Origin of the sequence: Candidatus Formimonas warabiya, from assembly GCF_002777255.1 — a bacterium.
GTDB lineage: Bacteria > Bacillota > Dehalobacteriia > Dehalobacteriales > Dehalobacteriaceae > Formimonas > Formimonas warabiya.
The window spans coordinates 738,519-759,960 of the sequence record NZ_CP017634.1; the positions used below are offsets into that span (position 1 = coordinate 738,519).

Sequence of the window (21,442 nt, forward strand, 5' to 3'; positions counted from 1 at the left end):
ACAGAAGGAGGTTTTCCCTCCTTCGAAGTGCTGATTAGAGGACGGGACATTCTCAGTCAGTAGTTCCAAGGAGGGATCGTTGTAAATGGACATACTATTCACCAAATCCCATCGCTATGTCAACGGCTATATTCCGGGAAGTAATCTGGGCATGAATATACTGACCCAATTAATAAGGCAAAATGGTTATCAAGCACAGATGTTTCAGGGCTATGCCCAAGAAACGCTGGATTATATAAGAAGTCTCATGGGGAGCACGGACAAGCCAAGAATTATTGGCTTTTACTGTGACTTTAATAATATTCACTGGGTAAAAACCTTTGCCAAAAAAATAAAGAAACAGTTTCCGGAAGTTCTTCTTTTGGCAGGAGGCCCTCAAACTGTGGCGATGGATGCCGCCTTTTTTAAAGAGATACCCATTGAAGCGGCTTGTATTGGAGAAGGCGAAGAAACGATCCTGGAATTATTGGATTTTTTTATCAAAAAAAAGGGCCAACTCAAAGACATCCGGGGCATTGTTTATCTCAATGAAGCGGGCATCTGTGTGGAAACCCCGCCCAGAAAACCACCCGAATCTCTGGATAATATTCCTTGGCCGGATATTACTATGACCAACGACTACAAACATTATGGCTTACTGCCCATATTAACAGGACGGGGTTGTCCTTTCGGCTGTACCTTCTGTTATGAAGGAGCCAATGCCAAAAGGGTTCGTCGCCACTCGGTGGATGCCCTGATTGCAGAAATCAGGAATAATTTCAAACGGAATCCTAAAATCAAGTATATTAACTTTTTAGATGATACATTTACATTGGATGCCAAACGGGTGGACCGAATTTGCGCCGAAATTAAAGAAATGCGCGAAGACTATGATTTTGTCTGGTTTGCCAGTGCTCATATTTCAACCATTGACAAGTACCGGGACATGGCAAAAAATCTGGCGGATGCAGGTCTAAAAAAATTTTTTTTCGGTTTGGAGTCGGGAAGCGACCAGGTATTAAAGAGTTACAATAAGAAAATAACCCGGAATATGATCGTGGATGTGATAGACCATTGTGTGGAATCTGGGATTCATAGTATTTCCGGAAATATCATTTTGGGCGGACCCCATGAAACCCTAAAAACCATTGAAGAATCGGAAACCCTGATTATGGAATTATTGCACCGGGCACCCGGCCAATTTGAAACCGCCTATTTTTCATTTCTCCCCTATCCGAAAACCCCGATTACCCTTGCCCCAGAGAAATTCGGCATGGAAATCTATGAAGATCTTATTGATTGCTGCAACGAGGATATTCCTCTTTCCAAAACAAAAGAACTGGATTTCATGGATTTGACAAATATCCGTTTATCAGCCAATAAACGTCTGCAAAATGAAATGCGTCAAATTTATCTGCACGGAAAAATTCCGGAAGCGATCATCCTGGAGTCCTACCGGTTAATTAGACAATATGGAGTTTTTACGCGCTGGAATGAATATGTGTATAAAAATTTGCCCATTGATCATGAATACTGGAAAATGCGTGCCTCAGGGGATTATCTATTAAACCGGCAATTAGGAAGCTATGATGAAGAAGCCATTATGCACCGGACCTTTGAATTGTGGCTGTATACGGATGTAAGCGGGGAGAAACCTAAAATATTCGGCCAGACCCTGAATGAAATAGATTATACCTTAATGAAGCTGTGCAACGGGCGCCTTTCTAAAAAAGATGCTCTGCAACTGGCAAGATTACAGCTGGATCCTAAAGGGGAAAACACCAATTTCTATAGGGAAGCGGAAATATCTTTGAATAGAATGGAAGGAAATAAGTGGATTTTATATCGAAAACCATGAAGATAAAACCTAGAGTTTTACTAATCTATACGCAGCGCATGGTCCGGGGACGGACCTTTGAAATGATCGAAAATCTGGGTATTCTCACCCTGGCCGCCCAGTTAAATGCCCATGGTTTTGAGGCAAAAGCCTATACCGGCATTACCACTGATGTGATGAAAACCATCGAAAGAATGAAGGATGACCTGTTCGCAGTTTGTTTTTACTGTGACTTTGACAATCAATCTGCACTGGCCTCGATGATTCATCATCTGAAAAGGCACCATAATTTCTATATTGTGTTGGGCGGTCCCCAAACCCTGCATATGACGGAAAAAGATCTAGAGACATACCAGGCTGATGTTATTTTAAAAGGAGAAGGAGAAGAAATCCTTCTGGAATGGTTAAATGGAAAAGTTCAGGGGAAACAGATAATTGTACCAGGAGAAATCCGCGCGCAGGAAAAGGTGAATTATGTTTATTTGAATGATTTCTCAAAATATATTTTGCCCCGAGACGAGGATGTACTGGACTATGAGGAAAAGCCTCTGTTGTCGGTGATTACGGCGAGAGGATGTCCTCACCGTTGTGCCTTTTGTTTTGAAGGCGGCAATTCCAAAAAACTGAGAATGCGCCCGGTTGAGGATGTGTTAAATGAAATTGAGTTAAGGCTCAAAAACAGCCACCGGCCCCGATACGTTTTTTTTACTGATGATACATTGACGACAAGTCTGCCGAGACTGAAGAAGCTCCTAACAGGACTAAAAGCCCTGCGAAAACGGTATGATTTTGTGTGGTTTTGTGAAGGGCACCCCGGGTTTTTGGCAAGGAATCCGGAATTAATCAGAGAAATGATGGACAGTGGGATGGTGCGCATGCAAATCGGCATGGAATCGGGAGTGGAAGAAGTGCTGTCAGCCTATGGAAAACAAGCTGGACCGGAGGATATCGAAAAAGTAGTGGAAATCTGTTATCGGGAAAGATTACCCCAGTTAACCGGGAATTATATTATCGGCGGGGCATTTGAGACAGAGAAAACCTTAGAGGTGACAGCCCAAACTGCCTTAAAGCTTTTGGATCTGGCACCGGGATTACTGGACCTATCAACGACGTTTATCATGCCTTTGCCGGGTACCCAAATCTATAACCATCCTGAAAATTACCGTATTGTACTGGAAGACCGTGATTACATCACCTCTTTAGAAGATTTTCCGGTCAACCATACTTATGATCTTTCCCTTCCGGAAGTTTGTATGGAGCGTTCCCGTTTTATTACAAAAGTATCGCATAAAATGAAGGAACAGTTTGAAAAGGGATTTATTCCTAAGGTACGGATCAAACAGGACTTTAAGCTGGCTCTGCGCTATGGAATTGCAGGGGGATATTTTAAATTTATTTATGTTAAAAACAAGAGGCTGTTTCATTATTACTCAAAATTGATTGAATATGAAGGTTTATTAAAAGAATGGGATCAACTGGATGAAGAGGAAAGATATACCTGGGTTCCTCAAAGAATCCCTGATTTCTCCATGATAGATCTTAAAGCGCTCAGCCAAACTGAATTTGAATGTCTGAGAATTTCAGGAAGATATACGGTTAGAGAAATGGCAGAGAAACTGAATCTGTCTTCAGAGAACATGAAAAACCTGTTAACGAAAATGAGTGAGAGTTATTTAATTTTATTTTCCCATACCACCTGAACCCGATTGAAAGAAAGCGTGACACAGGCGGGTAGGTCGTTGCCGGCATCTAATTTTAACACACCTAAAGGGTGTGTTTTTGTTATGTTATTTTGGAATGGATGACGAATCTGCCTTTGTTGGTTCTTTAAAGGAGTTTGTTGTATTGTGTGGAATATTTTAGCCAATATCTGCAAATTACCAATAAGTCTTAGACTCCAGAAATTTAAAAAATTTACAGATCCTTAAAACAACGTCTAATTGATTGTAATTTGAGAATTTTTGGGAGGCATACATGCTATTTGCGTTTGAAATGTGGGTTTTCATACTTTCAGCGGCAATAATTACGGTGCTTATGGGAATCACGTGGCATCGGAGAGATTTCTCCAGCGGGCGCGCATTTCTTTTTTTGATGTTCTGTGCTTTCCTATGGACGGTAACATTCACCCTTGAAATAGGGGCACAGAGCCTACAATTGAAATTACTTATGGTTAAATTTCAATTTATTGCCATAGCTTTCTTGCCTTTAGCATGGCTTTATTTAATCTTTAGCTATATCGGGTATGTCAGGCCATGGAAAGACTGGTTTTTTTTATCGGTTATCCCTGCTATCACCAACATGATCATATGGTTTGTTCCGCAGCCCAACTGGTTTTGGAAAGAGCCTAGGATTATGTCAGGTTCTGCATCGTTAACAATCATGGATTACGATTACGGGTTCTGGTTTTATTATGTACATGTGCCCTATAGTTATATTTTGATGTTTATTGCTCTCATCACATTGGTTCGTACCCTCTTTAAAGTACATGCTATATACCGGCATCAAATTATCATTATGATCATTGCCGTCCTGCTTCCTACGATTACCGATATACTCTACGTTTTTGGTTATTCACCCATAAGGCATTTTAATTTCACGACGGCAGTATTTAGCATATCCTGTCTCATTATTGCCTGGGCACTTTTCCGTTACAGTTTTCTCGATCTGCTGCCCATGGCACGGGATGTGGTTATAGAAAACATGGAAGATGGTGTGATTGTCCTCGATGTTAAAAACCGCATTGTGGATGTAAACCCGTCTGCCATAATGATCACCGGAATTTCTCTCCAGGATATAGGGCGACCGGTCTCTGAAATCTTCCCCGGTTTGGTCGATAACAGGTTTGGGGAAAGCTGCTATAAAAATAAAAATCAGATTGAAATCAAGATGAGAAATACGAATGAGATACGTGTCTTTGATCTCCGTTTGTCCTTGATTAGAGACCATATAGGCCGGGTACAGGGCAGTGTTGTGACGCTGCGTGATTACACAGAACGAGCGAAATTGTTTAATCAAATACGGGAACAAGCAATTTACGATGATTTGACAGGCATTTACAACAGAAGGCATTTTTTCGAACTAGGGCAGAAGGGGCTAAATCTGATCAAGAAGCGTCCGGACAATTTCATTTCCGTGATGATGCTGGATATAGACAAATACAAGGCCATAAACGATCGGTATGGTCATGCCGTCGGAGATCAGGTGTTAATCGCCTTTGCAAAGCAATGCAAGAATAGCATCCGTACCAATGATATTTTCGGACGCTTGGGCGGTGATGAGTTTGCTATTATTTTACCTGATACGGCACGGGAAGATGCCCTTATAGTGGCAGGACGAATCAAAAAAAGTGTAGAAGATATGTGTATTGCTGCCACAAGATACGATCATATCTCTATTACAGTAAGCCTGGGAATTGTAACTGCCCAGAGCTTGGATGCTTCTGAGCTTCAGCTTGAGCAACTTTTAAGTCTGGCAGATGAGGCTATGTATGCGTCTAAAAAACAAGGCGGAATCAGGTCTATTTATTTAATAGAGAAAGGCAGAGGCTTTTGTTAAAATAGAATTGGAGAATAATACTAGGTAATTGGCCGTTGACATGAAGAGAAGATTTTGATAAACTGATCAAGCGCCGGAGAGAGAGGCGCCAAAAACTACCAGGAGAAAGGTAGTTGACAGAAGGAAAGTAGTTTGGTAAACTGATTAAGCGCCTTGAGAGGGCGGGAAAAGTTACCAGGAACAAAACGGTTGACAAGAGCCGGAAAGTCTGATAGACTAGTCAAGCGCTCGAGAGAGCGGCAGGGAAAAAGAGGAAGAAAAAAAGTATGTTGACAAACGTAAAAGAGTTTGTTAAGATACGAAAGCTGGTCTTTGAGAACTGAACAGTGAAAAGCCTGATGTTTAAACAAAAAACATCAAACCCTGTAAATAACTTTGAGAGTTAAGAACAGGTAATTCAAAAACGAGCCAATTAAACTACGATAAAGAGCGTAGCGGCCGAGAGGCTGAGACGATAAATTTTTATTGGAGAGTTTGATCCTGGCTCAGGACGAACGCTGGCGGCGTGCTTAACACATGCAAGTCGAACGGAGAAAGAAGAGGAAGCTTGCGAATCTTCTTTTTTAGTGGCGGACGGGTGAGTAACGCGTGGGTAACCTGCCCTAGAAACCGGGACAACAGCTGGAAACGGCTGCTAATACCGGATAAGTTCATTAAGAGGCATCTCTTAATGAAGAAAGGTGGCCTCTGAAGATGCTACCGATCAAGGATGGACCCGCGTCTGATTAGCTAGTTGGCAGGGTAGAAGCCTACCAAGGCGACGATCAGTAGCCGGCCTGAGAGGGTGACCGGCCACACTGGGACTGAGACACGGCCCAGACTCCTACGGGAGGCAGCAGTGGGGAATCTTCCGCAATGGGCGAAAGCCTGACGGAGCAACGCCGCGTGAATGAAGAAGGCCTTCGGGTCGTAAAGTTCTGTCTTTAGGGAAGAAGACTTTCTATGTAAACAATGTAGGAAGGAGACGGTACCTAAGGAGGAAGCTCCGGCTAACTACGTGCCAGCAGCCGCGGTAATACGTAGGGAGCGAGCGTTGTCCGGAATTACTGGGCGTAAAGGGCGCGTAGGCGGGATATTAAGTCAGGTGTGAAAACTCCGGGCTCAACTCGGAGATGGCACTTGAGACTGGTATTCTTGAGGACAGGAGAGGAAAGTGGAATTCCTAGTGTAGCGGTGAAATGCGTAGATATTAGGAGGAACACCAGTGGCGAAGGCGACTTTCTGGACTGAACCTGACGCTGAGGCGCGAAAGCGTGGGGAGTGAACGGGATTAGATACCCCGGTAATCCACGCTGTAAACGATGGGTACTAGGTGTAGGAGGTATCGACCCCTTCTGTGCCGGAGTTAACGCAATAAGTACCCCGCCTGGGGAGTACGGCCGCAAGGTTGAAACTCAAAGGAATTGACGGGGACCCGCACAAGCGGTGGAGCATGTGGTTTAATTCGACGCAACGCGAAGAACCTTACCAGGGCTTGACATCCCTCGCAATCCATAGAAATATGGAGTTCTATGCTTCGGTATAGACGAGGAGACAGGTGGTGCATGGTTGTCGTCAGCTCGTGTCGTGAGATGTTGGGTTAAGTCCCGCAACGAGCGCAACCCCTACTTTTAGTTGCCAGCATTAAGTTGGGCACTCTAAAGGAACTGCCGGTGACAAACCGGAGGAAGGTGGGGATGACGTCAAATCATCATGCCCTTTATGTTCTGGGCTACACACGTGCTACAATGGCCGGTACAGAGGGAAGCGAAGCCGCGAGGTGAAGCAAATCCCAAAAAGCCGGTCTCAGTTCGGATTGCAGGCTGCAACTCGCCTGCATGAAGTCGGAATCGCTAGTAATCGCGAGTCAGCATATCGCGGTGAATACGTTCCCGGGTCTTGTACACACCGCCCGTCACACCACGAAAGTTGGCAACACCCGAAGTCGATGAGCTAACTCTTTATGAGAGGCAGTCGCCGAAGGTGGGGCTGATGATTGGGGTGAAGTCGTAACAAGGTAGCCGTATCGGAAGGTGCGGCTGGATCACCTCCTTTCTAAGGAGCTACACGAAAGTGTACATCCTAAGGTCGATCTCAGGCTTTTAAACACTGTTTAGTTCTCAGGGACCAAAAATCTCTGAAGACAGGGAACTGTCAAAAGAAAAGCTAAAAACAGGAGACAGAACCCGGTGAAAAGAATGGGCCTGTAGCTCAGCCGGTTAGAGCGCACGCCTGATAAGCGTGAGGTCGGTGGTTCGAGTCCACCCAGGCCCACCAAAGAAATATGGGGGTGTAGCTCAGCTGGGAGAGCACCTGCCTTGCAAGCAGGGGGTCAGCGGTTCGATTCCGCTCATCTCCACCATCATGATCTTCAGAATTGAAGATCAGGGTCCGGGTAAAAGGAAATACGGGAAAGAAAAGAAAACGCGCTTGCGCGTTTTAACAAACTCTAAGCCCGAAAAGCCGAAACCGGAGAGAGGCGCACACAAAGTGCGCGTGTTCTTTGAAAATTACACAGTGAAGCAAAAAAGGGTAAATCAGTGTAAGAACTGAAAATTACAATTTTAAATGCTTAGGATTCATCATCAAAAGAAAAAATAAGGTCAAGGTAATAAGAGCGTACGGTGGATGCCTTGGCGCCAAGAGTCGAAGAAGGACGTGGTAAGCTGCGAAAAGCTTCGGGGAGCCGCAAGCAGGCGTTGAACCGGAGATGTCCGAATGGGGAAACCCGGATGGAGTAATATCCATTCATCCTGTATTGAACACATAGATACAGAGAAGACAACCTGGGGAACTGAAACATCTAAGTACCCAGAGGAAGAGAAAGAAAACTCGATTCCCTGAGTAGCGGCGAGCGAAACGGGAAGAGCCTAAACCAGCGTCTTCGGATGCTGGGGTTGCGGGACTCACATGAGAAGGATGAAAGCCTAGCCGAAGAGGTCTGGAAAGGCCCATCACAGAGGGTAACAATCCTGTAGGTGAAAGGCAGAAATACTTGTGAGGATCCCAAGTACCGCGGGACACGAGAAACCCCGTGGGAATCCGGGGGGACCACCCCCCAAGGCTAAATACTCCTTGGCGACCGATAGTGAACCAGTACCGTGAGGGAAAGGTGAAAAGAACCCCGGGAGGGGAGTGAAAAAGAACCTGAAACCGTATGCTTACAAACAGTCAGAGCACTTTTAATGTGTGATGGCGTACCTTTTGTAGAATGGACCGGCGAGTTACGGTAACGAGCGAGGTTAAGTCGAAAAGACGGAGCCGGAGCGAAAGCGAGTCTTAAAAGGGCGAATAGTTCGTTGTCGTAGACCCGAAACTTGGTGATCTACCCATGGTCAGGGTGAAGCTTAGGTAAGACTGAGTGGAGGCCCGAACTGACCGGCGTTGAAAAGCCGGCGGATGAACTGTGGGTAGGGGTGAAATGCCAATCGAACCAAGAGATAGCTGGTTCTCCCCGAAATAGCTTTAGGGCTAGCCTCAATTGATGATTCATGGCGGTAGAGCACTGTTAGGGCTAGGGGCCTAACCAGGTTACTGAACTCTCACAAACTGCGAATGCCATGAATTTAAGTTGGGAGTCAGACTGCGGGGGATAAGCTTCGTAGTCGAAAGGGAAACAGCCCAGACCGACAGCTAAGGTCCCAAAGTAAGTGCTAAGTGGAAAAGGATGTAGAGTTGCTAAAACAACCAGGATGTTGGCTTAGAAGCAGCCACCATTCAAAGAGTGCGTAATAGCTCACTGGTCGAGTGACTCTGCGCCGAAAATGTAACGGGGCTCAAGCACAACACCGAAGCTTCGGGATCGGACAGAATCTTAATGTTCTTAAAAGAAAGAGTAAGTGGAAAGAGGAACATTTGCCGAAAAGCAACAAAGGAATTATGATAAGAGGTGTTTTCGGGCAAATGGACTTAAGGATCAAGGTCAAGTAAGTTAAGGGCATTAAGATTCTGTTCGATCGGTAGGGGAGCGTACTCAACAGGACGAAGCATGACCGGAAGGACATGTGGACAGTTGAGCAGAGAGAATGCCGGTATAAGTAAGCGAAAAGGCAGGCGAGAATCCTGCCCGCCGAAAGCCTAAGGTTTCCTGGGGAAGGCTCGTCCGCCCAGGGTAAGTCAGGACCTAAGTCGAGGCGAAGAGCGTAGATGATGGACAATCGGTTAAAAATCCGATACCACCTGAACCCGTATGAAGGAAGGGGTGACACAGGAGGGTAGGCACAGCGCACCGTTGGTCGAGTGCGTCCAAGCCGGTAGGGAGAATAGTAGGAAAAACCGCTATTCAAAATCCCGAGAGGTGACGGGGAGCGAAACTAAGTAGCGAACTGGCTGATCCCACACTGTCAAGAAAAGCCTCTAACGAGGGTTTGGGTGCCTGTACCGCAAACCGACACAGGTAGGTGGGGTGAGAATCCTAAGGCGCGCGAGAGAACCCTCGTTAAGGAACTCGGCAAAATGACCCCGTAACTTCGGGAGAAGGGGTACCTCGGTAATGTGAAAGTAAACAACTGGAGCAAGAAGAGGTCGCAGAGAAAAGGCCCAAGCGACTGTTTAACAAAAACACAGGTGCCTGCAAAGTCGAAAGACGACGTATAGGTGCTGACGCCTGCCCGGTGCTGGAAGGTTAAGGGGATTGCTTAGCGCAAGCGAAGGTGAGAACCGAAGCCCCAGTAAACGGCGGCCGTAACTATAACGGTCCTAAGGTAGCGAAATTCCTTGTCGGGTAAGTTCCGACCCGCACGAAAGGCGTAACGATTTGGGCACTGTCTCAACGAGGGACTCGGCGAAATTGTAATACCGGTGAAGATGCCGGTTACCTGCGACAGGACAGAAAGACCCCGTGGAGCTTTACTGTAGCCTGACATTGGATTTTGGTATATCATGTACAGGATAGGTGGGAGACTTGGAATCTGGTACGCCAGTATCAGAGGAGTCACCGGTGGGATACCACTCTTGATGTGCTGAAGTTCTAACTTTAAACCGTAAGCCGGTTAAAGGACAGTGTCAGGTGGGCAGTTTGACTGGGGCGGTCGCCTCCCAAAGAGTAACGGAGGCGCCCAAAGGTTTCCTCAGCGCGGATGGAAATCGCGCGAAGAGTGTAAAGGCAGAAGGGAGCTTGACTGCGAGAGAGACATCTCGAGCAGGGACGAAAGTCGGGCTTAGTGATCCGGCGGTACCGAGTGGAAGGGCCGTCGCTCAACGGATAAAAGCTACCCCGGGGATAACAGGCTTATCTCCCCCAAGAGTCCACATCGACGGGGAGGTTTGGCACCTCGATGTCGGCTCATCGCATCCTGGGGCTGTAGTAGGTCCCAAGGGTTGGGCTGTTCGCCCATTAAAGCGGTACGTGAGCTGGGTTCAGAACGTCGTGAGACAGTTCGGTCCCTATCCGTCGCAGGCGTAGGAAATTTGAGAGGAACTGTCCCTAGTACGAGAGGACCGGGATGGACAGACCTCTGGTGTACCAGTTATCCTGCCAAGGGTACAGCTGGGTAGCTAAGTCTGGAAGGGATAAGCGCTGAAAGCATCTAAGCGCGAAGCCGGCCTCAAGATAAGATTTCCCACAGCGCAAGCTGGTAAGACCCCAGAGAGACGATCTGGTTGATAGGCCGGATGTGGAAGGGCAGCAATGTCCGGAGCTGACCGGTACTAATTGGTCGAGGACTTGACCTTAAAGATAGAATCTAAGCATGAAAAGCTCACTGTGTAGTTTTGAGAGAACAATTCTTTCAAGCGCATAAATTTTCCTGGTGATGATGGCGGAGAGGCCACACCTGTTCCCATTCCGAACACAGAAGTTAAGCTCTCCCGCGCCGATAGTACTTGGGACGCAGGTCCCTGGAAGGGTAGGTCGTTGCCGGGATCTAATTTTTAACACACCGTAAGGTGTGTTTTTTATTATACCCGGATCCCGAAAAATGCCCGCCAGGGCTTTTTAATTATCTTTATTTGATGTCATTATTTTGATATAATGAAGAGAAATTAATAAGGAGAAATAGCAGCCATGAGGATAGCAATTATCGACGGGCAGGGAGGCGGCATTGGGAAACATATCACGGAGAAGTTAAGGAAACATTTGCCTGAAGATACTGAAATAATAGCATTGGGGACCAATTCTTTAGCCACGGCTGCCATGTTAAAAGCAGGAGCTAATGATGGAGCAACCGGAGAAAATGCGATTGCTTTTATGGCGGATCAGGTAGATATTATTGTAGGATCTGTCGCTGTTTTGGCGGCGAACTCTATGTTGGGCGAATTGACGCCAAGAATGGCGGAAGCAATAGCAAATTCCAAAGCAAAGAAAATCCTATTGCCCATTAATCGGGCAGGGATAGAGATTATTGGTGTCGTAAATGAGCCTTTACCACACCAGATCGAAAAATTGATCACGGTTTTGATAAAATTAAGGAAAGGTGATTCATATGTGTGAAGCGAATGCCTATCTTTTAAAGGGAGAACAGGAAGAGTTGTTTTTAGAAAAAGTGGATAGAGTAATTCCTCAAAATGATCAGTTGATACTGGAAAACATTTTTGGACAAAAGAAGATTATTAAAGCACACATTAAAGAATTAGCCCTGGTTGATCATAAAATTATCTTAGAAAGAAATGATCAGTAAAACCTCTTATTTTTAGTATTGACAATATTCTTCTAAACATGTATACTGCACCCTAGTGAAAAAAACTGAACACTCATCTAGAGAGGTGGAGGGACTGGCCCGATGAAACCCGGCAACCATTTAGGAAACTGCTTGTTTGCTAAAAATGGTGCCAATTCCTGCAGAACAAAGGGTTCTGAAAGATGAGAGGAGGCAATAAATTTGTAAAAAACCTCTTCTCTTCGAGAAGAGGTTTAATTTTTAAAAAAAGTAACATTAGGAGATGGAAGGGATATTTGATGGCAATCACAAAAACTTATGAGGAAATTAATGAAAAAATCAGAAAAGGGAAAGCGGTTGTAGTTACGGCAGAAGAGATCATTGATCTGGCTGCCCAGGAAGGAATCAGTAAAGCCGCTGCTAAAGTTGACGTGGTCACAACAGGAACATTTGGACCCATGTGTTCTTCCGGAGCATTTTTAAACTTTGGCCATTCTAAACCAAAAATGAAAATGCAAAAAGTATGGTTAAACGGGGTTTCTGCATATGCAGGTATCGCAGCTGTAGATGCATACATCGGGGCCACGGAATTGCCGGAGGATGATCCCTGCAACAAGGTACATCCGGGAGCATTTCCTTACGGGGGGGGCCATGTCATTGAGGATTTAGTCAGCGGTAAACCTGTCAGACTGGAAACCACCGCTTACGGCACCGACTGCTATCCCAGAAAAAAACTGGAAACCACGATTACTATCGACGACTTAAATTATGCGCTATTGTTCAATCCTCGTAACGCCTACCAGAATTATAATGTGGGGATTAATATTTCGAACAAAACTATTTATACATATATGGGGGTATTAAAGCCCAACATGGGGAACGCCAATTATTCCAGTGCCGGGCAATTAAGCCCTTTAATGAACGACCCCTACTACAGGACTATCGGCATTGGTACGCGGATTTTCCTCGGTGGAGGAATTGGCTATGTAGCCTGGCATGGGACCCAGCACAGTCCTTCGGAGGAGAGAACCGAAAAAGGTGTTCCTACCGGTGGAGCCGGGACACTGGCTTTGATGGGTGATTTGAAACAGATGAGTCCGGAATGGCTGCGCGGAGTAAGCCTGCTTGGGTATGGGGCCAGCCTGGCTGTGGGAGTAGGCATTCCTATACCGATTTTAAATGAAGAAATATTGGCATACACTACGGTAAGAGATGAAGATATCTTTGCTCCTGTTGTTGATTACAGTACCGCCTATCCCAACGCGGAGCCAGGAAATCTGGGACTGGTCAGTTACGCTGAGCTAAAATCCGGAATGATCAGGATTCAGGAAAAAGAAGTGAAGACGGCTTCCCTTTCCAGCTATTTTAAAGCGAAACAAATCGCGGAAACGCTCAAAGAATGGATCCAAAAGGGCCAGTTTTTCTTAACCCAGCCGGTGCAAAAACTGCCTTCCGTAGAAGAAAATATTAGCCTAAAGCGTTTAGAAATTAAGTAGGGAGGTAAAAAATATGACTGTCTGTAAAAAAGTTGTCTTAAGATTTGGAGCAGAAATCGTCGATAAACCGATCATCTATTCTTTGATCAAAGAATATGGACTGATTCCCAATATTTTAAAAGCGGAAATAAACCCCCACAAAGAAGGATATCTGGTGATGGAAGTAACCGGGGAAAATGAACAATATGCGGACGGTGTGGAGTTCCTTCATTCCATGGGAATTTCCGTGGATGCCTTGGATCAGGAAGTCGTATGGTTAAAAGAAAAATGCACCCAGTGCGGGTTGTGTACCGGGCTGTGCCCGACCCAGGCCTTAATTATGAATAGGCCGTCCATGACGGTCACCTTTGACGGAGATAAATGTATTGTCTGTGAAATGTGTTTAAAAAGTTGCCCGGCTAAAGCAGTGGCATTAAACTTTTAACTGGCTAACTTGCTGCAACGGTTCCCGGGTACCGGAAACGGAAAGGTGACAGGGAGATGAATGTTGACCGCATCTATCGAAAAAATTTATCCGCCGACCTCGAAACCTTCGAAGTAAAAATCAAGGAAACTGACCTCTTGATTTCCGTAGAACCAAACCGGATTGGTCCGGAAATAAGAGAAAAAATTCAGCAATACACTTATGGCCTGCGCCAGGAATTAGAAACTTATCTTGCCGAGGATCCTGACTTTCAGATCACCCTTAGTCCCTATCTCATATACACGGGGGCACCGGTGATCGCACAGAAAATGGCTAAGTATGCCAATATTGCCGGGGTAGGTCCCATGGCGGCTGTTGCGGGAGGATTTGCTGAAATGGTAGGAGAATATGTGGGGCAATTTTCTCCAGAAGTAATCGTGGAAAACGGGGGAGATATTTATTTAAAGTCAAGAAAGCCAAGAATTGTGGGAATCTTTGCCGGCATGTCGCCCTTTAGTAACCGGATCGGTCTGAAATTATTTCCCCGTCAAATGCCTTTGGGCGTGTGCACTTCTTCAGGAACGGTTGGTCCCTCTTTAAGTTTTGGCAAGGCTGATGCGGCCATTATTCTTGCGAAATCGGCTTTTTTGGCTGATGCTGCTGCTACGGCAGTGGGAAATAGGGTGAATTCTCCGGAAGATTTTGATCTTGCTTTAGCATGCGCCAAAAAAATTGATGGTATCCATGGAATAGTAATCATTAAAGATGACAAAATGGCTGCTTGGGGAGCAGTTGAAGTTGTGCCAATAAAGTAAATGAGGGAAAGCATTTCTTGGGGCAGCGGAAGAACTGCCTTTGGAAAACAGGAATAGGGAAATGAAAAGGTACTTTTCGGAGTTCCATTTATATGCTACAATTATCATGGAATTTTGGTAAAGTAATCTGAACCTTAACGGGTAGGGAAAGAGAGGGAAATGCATGTCCGGCCATTCCAAATGGGCAAACATAAAACATAAAAAAGCAAGACAAGATGAGGCCAAGGGAGCAATTTTCACGAAGGTATCCAAGGAAATTATGATTGCGGTTAGGCAAGGGGGACCGGATCCCGAAGGAAATTTTAGATTAAAACTTTGCATCCAGAAAGCTAAAGCCAATAATATGCCCAATGACAATATTAACAGGGCGATCCAAAAAGCTTCCGGAGGTACCGAAGGAGATGCTTTTGAGGAAATCTATTATGAAGGATACGGACCAGGGGGGGTGGCAATCCTCCTGGACATTCTGACCGATAATAGAAACCGAACGGCCAGCGAGATCCGCTATATATTTTCCCGAAATGGGGGAAACCTGGGGGAGACCGGCTGCGTGGCCTGGATGTTTGACAGGAAGGGCCGGTTAACGGTAGATTTAGACGGCCGGGATGAAGATGAACTGATGATGCTGGCCTTGGACGCCGGTGCCGAGGACTTCAAGTCGGAAGACGGCATCGCTGAAATTATCACAGAGCCGGATTCTTTAGAAGAAATTCGCGCCCAGATTATGGGTCAAGGAATTGAACCTGAAGAGGCTGAAGTGACCATGATTCCTCAGAATACCATTGAGGTGACGGATTTGGAGCAGGCAAGGAAGCTGTTAAAACTGGTAGATATACTGGAAGATCATGACGATGTGCAGAATGTCTACGGAAACTTTGATATCCCGGAAAACATTTTGGCCCAATTGGATTAGCATTAGCCTACAGGTATATGAATCCCACCTTTTGGAAATACTACTTTTCTAAAAGTATTTCTTAGGTGGGATTATTGTGTTTTTACGAAAATATGGGTGGGCGGTTATTATCTTTTTTGCCACATGGATGATTAGTTTTGGCTTATCTTTTTGGCTGGTTAAGTCGGTTTTTTGGCAGGATGCGGTACAAAAACCTTTGGACCAACAAAACCTGGAGGCCGGCCAAACACAGGTTGTGGGCTTGATTCCGCAAAATACCAGAGTGATAGAAGAAATTTATTATCTAAAATGCCAGCATTTGAAAAAAAGAGAAATTCTGGCCGCAGAACTGCCTGAACTTAGTGAACAAGCGCTTAAAGGCCAAGGATGGGCTGTGTACCATAATAATGATCACAGCATTACCATTTTTAAGAATGTGGACGGCTTATGCCCGGAGGATGCAAATAAACGGCATTTAGGGGTCTCCAATGGCTTCGTGGCCATTTTTGAAGGCCCGGTGGGAACTCCCGGAAAAATGTTGGAAGTGCTCGACATTAAGGTGGAAAGGCTTCCCAAGGAATGGCAAGAAAAAGTAAAAAAAGGGGAGTTGAATTTTTCCAGTGAGCAGGAATTACTGGAAGCCTTAGATAGTATAGACGAATATGAGTAACATAAAAAGAAGCCTGTTCGGATCACGCTGAACAGGCTTTATTAGTTAGAAAAGCCCTTTGGGCTTTTTTACTTATCCCGATGAAGGATAAGAGATGGTGCCGTCGAATAATTAAGCGAAAGGAGCGGGATAGGTGAAAATATTAGGGATAGATCCAGGCACTGCTATCACAGGATTTGGTGTTTTAGAAACACTGGGAAACAGATTTCGCCTGCTTGATTACGGGTGTATCAGGACTGACGCAGGAACCCCTCTGGAAGAGCGGTTGGAAAAGATTTATCACGGCATGATATTGCTCATCAATCGTTGGCATCCGGAAGAGCTGGCTATTGAAGAACTTTTTTTTAACAAAAATACCCGAACTGCTCTTACGGTGGGTCATGCCCGGGGGGTTATTTTTTTAGCGGCAGCCCATCAAAAGGTACCGATCAGAGAATATACCCCGTTACAGGTAAAGCAGGCTGTGGTAGGATATGGACGTGCCGATAAACACCAAGTTCAATACATGGTAAAAGCTCTCCTTAATCTTTCATCTCTTCCGAAACCGGATGATGCGGCCGATGCCCTGGCGATTGCCATCTGTCATGCGCACTGGCATAGCGTGGAGCATACTATTAATCAAAAGGAGAGATAAATTTTTGATCTCGTTTGTCCGGGGTAATTTGTTTGCCCGTGAAGAGGAAAGCGTCACACTGGATGTCGGTGGTATTGGCTATCTGATCATGATTCCACCGGCTGTACTTCCCCAAGACTTGAAAATAGGAGATGAGTTACTCCTCCATACTTACCTCCAAGTCAGGGAAGATAACTGGCAGCTCTTTGGTTTCCCCCAAAAGGAGCAACTGGAAGTATTTCGCCTCTTGATTACGGTGTCCGGAATTGGGGCACGGCTAGGACTTGCCATTTTGAATCATTTTTCCTACCTGGAAGTGATGCAATTGGTGGCCAGTGGAGACAGTAATAAATTGAGCTGTGTTCCGGGTATCGGAAAAAAGATTGCCCAAAGATTGGTTTTGGAACTGAAAGAGAAATTTAAAAAATTGGACCCAGCCGGTTTGCCCCAGGAAGCTCAAACCGGAGAAGGGGATCTTTCCCTCAATCAAGATGTGGTTTTGGCTCTGACTCAGCTAGGATATCCCATGAACGAAGCACGTGCGGCATTTCTGAAAGTGTCAAAATCTCTTGGTCCTGAGGCTGATTCCCAAGGATTGATCAAGGGTGCATTGAAGCTGTTGGGTAAATTTTAGAGTGAGGTAACCAAATGGAAGAAGAGAGAATTGTTTCTTCGTCAATGAAACCGGAGGATCTGGACAATGAATTATCCAGCATTCGTCCCATGACCTTTGGAGAATACATTGGCCAGGACAAGGTAAAGAATAATTTAGAAATTTTTATTCAGGCCGCGACCAACAGGGGTGAACCTTTGGATCATGTGCTTTTGTATGGTCCGCCTGGCCTGGGAAAAACGACGCTGGCCAATATTATTGCTAATGAATTAAATGTGCATATTCGCACCACATCTGGCCCGGCCATTGAACGTCCGGGAGATCTGGCGGCTATTTTAACCAGTTTGGAACCGAAAGATGTGCTTTTTATTGATGAAATTCACCGCTTGAATCGTACGGTAGAAGAAGTGCTTTATCCGGCCATGGAGGATTACTGCATTGATATTGTGATTGGAAAAGGGCCCAGCGCCCGGACCCTTCGGCTGGATTTACCCAAGTTTACTTTAGTTGGCGCCACCACAAGAGCGGGCATGCTCTCCGCGCCGTTAAGAGACCGGTTTGGGGTCATTTCCCGCTTGGAATATTATCAAGAAGAAGATTTAGTAACGATTATTAATCGGGCTGCCGCGATACTGGATGTGAGAATTACTCCTGAAGGGGCGGCTGAAATTGCCCGCCGGTCTAGAGGGACACCCAGAATTTCCAATCGGCTGTTGCGCAGGATCAGGGATTATGCAGAGATCAAAGCAAACCGGGTCATTACAGAGGACGTGGCGAAATCCGGCTTAACCCTATTAGAAGTGGACCCCCTGGGTTTGGACAAGATTGACCGAAAAATGATGTTAAGCATCATCCAAAAGTTCGGCGGCGGACCGGTAGGATTAGAGACGATTGCAGCTGCAATCAGTGAATCGTCGGACACCGTGGAAGATGTTTATGAACCCTACTTAATGCAGTTAGGTTTTTTGAACCGGACCCCAAGAGGACGGATGGCGACAGCAGAAGCATACCACTATTTTGGCATTTCTCTTCCCAAACCTTTGGAAAACGTTGAGCTGCAAGCTACCCTATTTGATGAAAGGAAGGAATAAAAAAAGAATGAATATTCTCCTTCATTCTTGCTGCGGGCCCTGCGCTACTTTTCCGGTTAAAGCTTTGCGGGAGGCAGGGCACCAGGTATGGGGATATTTTTATAATCCCAATATTCATCCCTATAAGGAATATGAAAAAAGGCTGCTGACATTTCAGGAATATGCCAAGCAAGCAGATTTGGATGTGATTATCCGGGATGATTATGATTTGGAAGAGTTTTTACGGTTGATTGCCCATCAAGAAGATATCCGCTGTCAATTTTGTTACCGGATGCGTTTAAGGGAAGCTGCTAAGTATGCGAAAGAAAATAAATATGATGCATTTTCTTCTACTTTGCTGGTCAGTCCCTTCCAAAAGCATGACTTGATTAAAAGTGTGGGAGAAGAAATGGGGAAAGAATTTCAAATTCCTTTTTATTATATCGATTTTCGCCCCGGATACCGTGAGGGAGTAGCCATGTCCAGGGAAATGGGATTATACCGGCAACCTTATTGTGGGTGTATCTACAGTGAAAGAGACAGGTATAGAAAGGAGAGAGTATAATGGACTGGCAGTCAATAGGCCGCATGTTGATTGGTTTTGGTGTGCTGCTTTTGATTGTGGGTTTGATTTTATTAGGATTAGGAAAGTTGTTTCATATCGGGTCCTTACCGGGCGATATTGTGTATAAAAAAGGAAACTTTACCTTTTATTTTCCCTTGGTAAGCTGCATTTTACTGAGTATAATTTTAACAATCCTTTTAAATTTTGTTTTTCGAAAGTAATACCCCCAAAAAACCGGGTTGGGCCTGCGAACATTTTCAGTGACGGGCAGGTGATGGCTTTGGATGAATTAGCGACATTATTGGAAAGTGCCCAAGCAGGTCACCGAGATGCCAGGGAGAAGATTATCAAACGCTTCCATCCTCTGGTAATCAAAACTGCCTCTTCTTTAAGCGGAAGGTATATCGATACGGCGAGAGACGATGAGATCAGTATTGGGATGTTGGCGATAAACCAAGCGATTGATACCTTTAAACCGCAGGGAGGGACCAGTTTTTTTAGTTATGCCGAAATGTTGATTAAGAGGCGATTAATTGATTATTACCGGAAGGAACAACGATTATCGAAAGCGGTTCCTTTTTCCTGCTTAGGGCCGATGAACGAACAAGAAGAAAATCAAAATACCATCAGCCAGATTGAACATAATTTAGCGATGATCGAATTTCAAAAAAAGCAAGAAGAAATTGAGCGCCGGGAGGAGATTAAACAATATACGAAAAGATTAAAGGAGTATGGGATTGCCTTGACAGATCTGGTGGCCAATTCACCCAAACACGAAGATGCCCGTCTTCGCGCACTGGAGGTTGCCCGTCTGGTGGCAACCAGAAGTGAGTTAAAATTACACTTGGAAATGAAAAAAGAGCTGCCTCTCAAACAAATTGAAGAACTGGTGGCCGTAAGCCGAAAAACCTTAGAAAGACAAAGAAAATATATTATTGCCATGACCATTGTGATTTGTGGGGAATTTAATTATTTAAAAGAATATCTGCAAAAGAACATTTAAATAAATAAAAAAGGGGGGAAGACCGGTGGAACAGAAAGCCTTAGTGATGGAAGTAAATGAAAAGAACATGATCCTATTGACAAAAGACGGCCAATTTGTTTCCCGCAGGCTTTCCGGGATCTGCCCCCAAATTGGTGAAGAAATTAGCATTGAGGAGAACAGGCCCAAAAGATCTTTTTGGTTTTCCATAAGTGTTTTAACGGCTGCTGCCGTATTGTTTGTGGTCATTTATGCAGGGAAATTGTGGAACCAGGGAATCCTGATGCCGATGGGGAATACAGTGGTCACCTATGTTACCGTAGATATTAATCCTAGTGTGGAACTGGGATTGAACAGCGATCAGGTTGTTGTTTCCGTAGAGCCGTTAAACGAGGATGGCAAGATCATTATCAAGGATCAAGAATTAGTGGGCAAGTCTTCAGATGATGCCGTGGAGATCATCGTGAGGGCGGCTGCCGACAAGGGTTATCTCGCTCCGGAAAAGGGGAACCAGGTGATCATCAATGTTTCGGAAAAAAATCCGGTTCCAGACAAAAAGGAACAACTTGAAACCACCCTTCCGGAAAGAGCGGAGAAAGTATTGACAGAAAAAAACCTAAAAGCCAAAGTAAATGTGATTAAGACTGATTTTGATTTGTATCAAGAGGCCAAGAAATTAGAGATTTCTGCCAGCAAATATGCCGTTCTTTTAGAAGCAAAAGAGGCGGGACTGGATATAACCATCGAGAGTATTAAGAAATCAGGCCTGATCAATGCCATAAAAAATGCTGGTGGGAACCCTCAGGAAATCATTGAAAAAGCGCGTCAGGAAAAGGAATTCTCCATGAAAATAAAAAAGTGGGATCAAGAATTGGCAAAAAAGAATGAAACCCGTCCGGAGAAGCAGATGGGAACAGAGAAAAACGGTATATTATTCAAGAAAGAAAATAAACAGGAGGAAAGAAATAAAAATCAGGGAAGAGATCAAAGGGAAAAATTCAATAAGGGGAATAGCCAGGGGATTTCTGTACAAAAGAATAGCTATTCCGATCCGGAAAGACTGATTCATGACAAGTCTAACATGAAGGAAACCAAAGAAAATGACAAAAAATCAGGAGCCGGTAACCAGGAAAAAACCAGAGAAAAATTTACCCGACCAGATGGCAAATTCAGAGATAACCCTTATGAAAAAAGAAATCAGAAAATCAATCAAGGAAGAAATGAGGGAATGAAGGGAAATATCATTGAGAATAAGAAGAAAAAATTAAAGCAAAAACAGTTTCAGAAAAATGTTTTTAACATCTGACGCAACCGGAGGTTGCGTTTTTTTATACTTTCAGAATTTATAAGTTTCAAAAGGTTGAAAGTATAAGTGCA

Annotated in this window: 17 protein-coding genes, 2 tRNA genes, 3 rRNA genes and 1 riboswitch; all 22 genes read left to right on the forward strand. The window is 44.9% G+C overall.

The window, feature by feature from the left end:
- The first annotated feature begins 85 nt into the window (after positions 1–85).
- The 22 genes from DCMF_RS03315 to DCMF_RS03420 all read left to right on the forward strand — a co-directional run bounded on the left by DCMF_RS03315 (position 86) and on the right by DCMF_RS03420 (position 21,371).
- Complete coding sequence (locus tag DCMF_RS03315; protein ID WP_148133112.1) at positions 86–1,837, forward strand: B12-binding domain-containing radical SAM protein; 1,752 nt, start codon at positions 86–88, stop codon at positions 1,835–1,837.
- Positions 1,813–3,516 carry a B12-binding domain-containing radical SAM protein gene (locus DCMF_RS03320; protein WP_148133113.1) on the forward strand — a complete coding sequence of 568 codons (1,704 nt, stop codon included), beginning with the start codon at positions 1,813–1,815 and terminating at the stop codon, positions 3,514–3,516. The genes DCMF_RS03315 and DCMF_RS03320 overlap by 25 nt, the downstream gene beginning before the upstream one ends.
- 274 nt (positions 3,517–3,790) lie before the next feature.
- On the forward strand, positions 3,791–5,371 hold the full coding sequence (locus DCMF_RS03325) for a histidine kinase N-terminal 7TM domain-containing diguanylate cyclase (RefSeq protein ID WP_148133114.1): 1,581 nt from the start codon (positions 3,791–3,793) through the stop codon (positions 5,369–5,371).
- Positions 5,372–5,833: 462 nt separating this feature from the next.
- Positions 5,834–7,405 (forward strand): 16S ribosomal RNA (locus DCMF_RS03330).
- A 145-nt stretch (positions 7,406–7,550) separates the two neighbouring features.
- Positions 7,551–7,627, forward strand: a tRNA-Ile gene (locus tag DCMF_RS03335).
- 9 nt (positions 7,628–7,636) lie between these two features.
- Positions 7,637–7,712: transfer RNA gene (locus tag DCMF_RS03340), tRNA-Ala, on the forward strand.
- 239 nt (positions 7,713–7,951) lie between these two features.
- Positions 7,952–11,023 (forward strand): 23S ribosomal RNA (locus tag DCMF_RS03345).
- A gap of 73 nt (positions 11,024–11,096) precedes the next feature.
- Positions 11,097–11,213 (forward strand): 5S ribosomal RNA (gene rrf, locus DCMF_RS03350).
- Together the 16S, 23S and 5S rRNA genes with 2 tRNA genes alongside form the textbook arrangement of a ribosomal RNA operon.
- A 141-nt stretch (positions 11,214–11,354) precedes the next feature.
- Positions 11,355–11,780 (forward strand): DUF3842 family protein, encoded by a 426-nt coding sequence (locus tag DCMF_RS03355; protein ID WP_148133115.1) that lies wholly within the window; start codon positions 11,355–11,357, stop codon positions 11,778–11,780.
- Positions 11,773–11,967, forward strand: coding sequence for a CooT family nickel-binding protein (locus tag DCMF_RS03360; RefSeq protein WP_148133116.1), 195 nt, complete (start codon positions 11,773–11,775; stop codon positions 11,965–11,967). The genes DCMF_RS03355 and DCMF_RS03360 overlap by 8 nt, the downstream gene beginning before the upstream one ends.
- Before the next feature lie 70 nt (positions 11,968–12,037).
- Positions 12,038–12,156: riboswitch (SAM riboswitch) on the forward strand.
- Between the two features lie 89 nt (positions 12,157–12,245).
- Positions 12,246–13,442: a homocysteine biosynthesis protein gene (locus tag DCMF_RS03365; RefSeq protein ID WP_148133117.1), complete on the forward strand. Its 1,197-nt coding sequence runs from the start codon at positions 12,246–12,248 to the stop codon at positions 13,440–13,442.
- Positions 13,443–13,455: 13 nt separating this feature from the next.
- Positions 13,456–13,866 carry an NIL domain-containing protein gene (locus DCMF_RS03370; protein ID WP_148133118.1) on the forward strand — a complete coding sequence of 137 codons (411 nt, stop codon included), beginning with the start codon at positions 13,456–13,458 and terminating at the stop codon, positions 13,864–13,866.
- Positions 13,867–13,922: 56 nt separating this feature from the next.
- Entirely contained in the window at positions 13,923–14,660 is a 738-nt protein-coding gene (locus DCMF_RS03375; protein WP_148133119.1) for a UPF0280 family protein, read from the forward strand.
- A gap of 163 nt (positions 14,661–14,823) precedes the next feature.
- Positions 14,824–15,573 (forward strand): YebC/PmpR family DNA-binding transcriptional regulator, encoded by a 750-nt coding sequence (locus DCMF_RS03380; RefSeq protein ID WP_148133120.1) that lies wholly within the window; start codon positions 14,824–14,826, stop codon positions 15,571–15,573.
- Between the two features lie 76 nt (positions 15,574–15,649).
- A complete protein-coding gene (locus DCMF_RS03385; protein WP_148133121.1) occupies positions 15,650–16,222 on the forward strand; it encodes a BofC C-terminal domain-containing protein in 573 nt (190 codons plus the stop codon).
- 133 nt (positions 16,223–16,355) lie between these two features.
- Positions 16,356–16,856, forward strand: coding sequence for a crossover junction endodeoxyribonuclease RuvC (gene ruvC / locus DCMF_RS03390; RefSeq protein WP_148133122.1), 501 nt, complete (start codon positions 16,356–16,358; stop codon positions 16,854–16,856).
- Between the two features lie 4 nt (positions 16,857–16,860).
- Positions 16,861–17,469 (forward strand): Holliday junction branch migration protein RuvA, encoded by a 609-nt coding sequence (gene ruvA / locus DCMF_RS03395; RefSeq protein ID WP_214659060.1) that lies wholly within the window; start codon positions 16,861–16,863, stop codon positions 17,467–17,469.
- A gap of 14 nt (positions 17,470–17,483) precedes the next feature.
- On the forward strand, positions 17,484–18,539 hold the full coding sequence (ruvB, locus tag DCMF_RS03400) for a Holliday junction branch migration DNA helicase RuvB (RefSeq protein ID WP_148133124.1): 1,056 nt from the start codon (positions 17,484–17,486) through the stop codon (positions 18,537–18,539).
- Positions 18,540–18,546: 7 nt separating this feature from the next.
- Positions 18,547–19,083, forward strand: a complete 537-nt coding sequence (locus DCMF_RS03405; protein WP_148133125.1) for an epoxyqueuosine reductase QueH — start codon at positions 18,547–18,549, stop codon at positions 19,081–19,083.
- Between the two features lie 23 nt (positions 19,084–19,106).
- Positions 19,107–19,304 (forward strand): DUF2905 domain-containing protein, encoded by a 198-nt coding sequence (locus DCMF_RS03410; RefSeq protein WP_335582424.1) that lies wholly within the window; start codon positions 19,107–19,109, stop codon positions 19,302–19,304.
- 59 nt (positions 19,305–19,363) lie between these two features.
- Positions 19,364–20,086 (forward strand): RNA polymerase sigma-I factor, encoded by a 723-nt coding sequence (gene sigI, locus DCMF_RS03415; RefSeq protein ID WP_214659061.1) that lies wholly within the window; start codon positions 19,364–19,366, stop codon positions 20,084–20,086.
- Between the two features lie 25 nt (positions 20,087–20,111).
- Positions 20,112–21,371, forward strand: coding sequence for an anti-sigma factor domain-containing protein (locus DCMF_RS03420; RefSeq protein ID WP_148133128.1), 1,260 nt, complete (start codon positions 20,112–20,114; stop codon positions 21,369–21,371).
- Positions 21,372–21,442 lie beyond the last annotated feature (71 nt).